The sequence below is a fragment of the Vibrio sp. 10N.261.46.E11 genome (genome assembly GCF_041472735.1).
Classification (GTDB): Bacteria; Pseudomonadota; Gammaproteobacteria; order Enterobacterales; family Vibrionaceae; genus Vibrio.
The window spans coordinates 1-2,138 of the sequence record NZ_JBFRQW010000033.1 but is presented as its reverse complement, the minus strand read 5'-3'; the positions used below and the strand labels follow the sequence as shown (position 1 = coordinate 2,138).

At 41.3% G+C, this 2,138-nt stretch carries 1 protein-coding gene and 1 tRNA gene; both read left to right on the top strand.

Features of this window, described 5'->3' with window-relative positions; translation table 11 throughout:
• The first annotated feature begins 56 nt into the window (after positions 1-56).
• A tRNA-Asn gene (locus AB4407_RS11105) sits at positions 57-132 on the top strand.
• 318 nt (positions 133-450) lie between these two features.
• On the top strand, positions 451-2,076 hold the full coding sequence (locus AB4407_RS11100) for a methyl-accepting chemotaxis protein (protein ID WP_372120587.1): 1,626 nt from the start codon (positions 451-453) through the stop codon (positions 2,074-2,076).
• The last annotated feature ends 62 nt before the right edge of the window (positions 2,077-2,138 follow it).

The window sequence follows — 2,138 nt, the reverse complement described above, 5'->3', positions numbered from 1 at the left end:
TTATTTGGTACTTAACAAATGATGGTCTCTATAGACCTGATGTTGAGACAAGTAATTCCCCTTTAGTTCAGTTGGTAGAACGGCGGACTGTTAATCCGTATGTCGCAAGTTCAAGTCTTGCAAGGGGAGCCACATTCAAAAAAGCCAAGTCGAGAGACTTGGCTTTTTTTTCGTTTGAATAAAAGTTAACGCTATTCAATAACACATCAGTTCAACATTAAATCTTGATCTTCGAGTAAATAGACTACATTCGCCACCCTCAATAGAGTAATTGCTCTTGCCTCTATTTATTCATTTGACAACGAAAATGTTCTTTTGGGGACTTTTTTTTCTTCGTAAATTTAATCTTCATCATGTTTTGATACCTTTCTGATACCTGCACTACACGACTTAGCTTAAGATTCGTGAATGATACACCATACTTATTATTAGATCGCTGCACGGGGAAATATGAAATTAAAAACGCAAGCTTATTTATTATCAGGCATCATTTTGATTGCCTTGCTCGCACTTACGGCTACAGGTTTATGGACCTTAAGAGTTGCTAGCAACATAGACAACAAAGCTCGCGTGACAGAGCTATTTAAAAGTGCATACAGCATTCTTACTGAAGTCGAAAAAATGGCTATTGATGGCACTCTAGAAGAACAACAAGCCAAACAGCTTGCCACTCGCCTACTGCGCAACAATATCTATAAAGACAATGAATATGTATATGTTGCTGATGAAGATATGACTTTTGTCGCAACACCTTTAGATCCGCAACTACACGGAACCAGCTTTAATGATTTTAAAGATGGCGATGGAAATAGCGTTGGCCAACTTATTCAGCGAGCACTTGGCAATAGAACAGGACAAATCGTCGAATACACCTGGACACAAAAACTCCCCGACGGAAGTATTGAAGAAAAACTGTCCATCGCAGAAAAAACACCTCATTGGGGTTGGGTTGTAGGTACAGGTATCGGCTTCAATGAAGTCAACGCAAGGTTTTGGTCAACAGCACAATGGCAACTGATTTTATGTTTGGCTATTGCTGGTGTCATTCTTTCAAGTTTGATTATCTCAATTAAACGTATGCTATCGCTACTTGGCGGTGAACCCAAAGACGTAAGAGAAGCAGTACAAGCTGTCGCAGAAGGAAAAATCCAAACATCGTTTGAGACTCAAGCTAAGCAAGGCAGTATCTATCACGCTGTACAACAAATGAGTCAATCACTGGCAGAGTTAGTATCAAACCTCAACTCTTCAATGCTAGCGTTAAGAGGCGAATTACAGCGCGTGGAAGATCGTGCAGGTTCTATCGCTCAACTTACTGAAACTCAGCAACAATCAACTGAAATGATCGCAACCGCAATGACTGAGATGGCGTCTTCAGCAAATAATGTTGCCGATTCAGCAGGCGATACAGCTCGTAACACCGACGAGGCTGACAAACAAAGCCAACATACTCAGCTCCTAATCCACAACACAGTAGATAATATTCAAGGCCTAGCAGGACAATTAGGTACAGCCAGTGAAGCTGTCGCTAACCTAGATAACGACGTAAACAATATTGTTAAGGTATTGGACGTTATAGGTGATATCGCAGAGCAAACTAACCTGTTAGCACTTAACGCTGCTATTGAGGCTGCGCGAGCGGGTGAGCAAGGTCGTGGATTTGCAGTAGTAGCAGATGAAGTACGTAATCTTGCTGGTCGAACGCAATCGAGCACCAAAGAGATTCAGTTAATGATCAATAACCTTCAAGAAGGTTCTCGTAACGCCATTCAAACAATGAATGTGTGTGCGGCAACGAGTGAAAGTACGGTAGCAGAGTCTCAGAATGCCTCTGAAGCGCTACAACAGATTGTGATTGCATTAGAGTCCATATCATCAATGAGCCATCAAATCGCAACAGCAGCCGCTGAACAGACCCAGGTAAGCGATGATATATCGAAGCGTATCAATATGATTGAAGAAAGTGGCAACCAACTGAGCGATGTCGTAACGGAAAGCCATAACAGTACTCAAACTCTCGCCTCCCTTTCTAATGAATTAGAAGCTTGGGTTAATAGGTTTGAAGTAAAACACTAAACTCTCTAGAAATTTTTCAAATAAAAAAGCACGTTTTCATACGTAATGCCGATCAGTTAAGT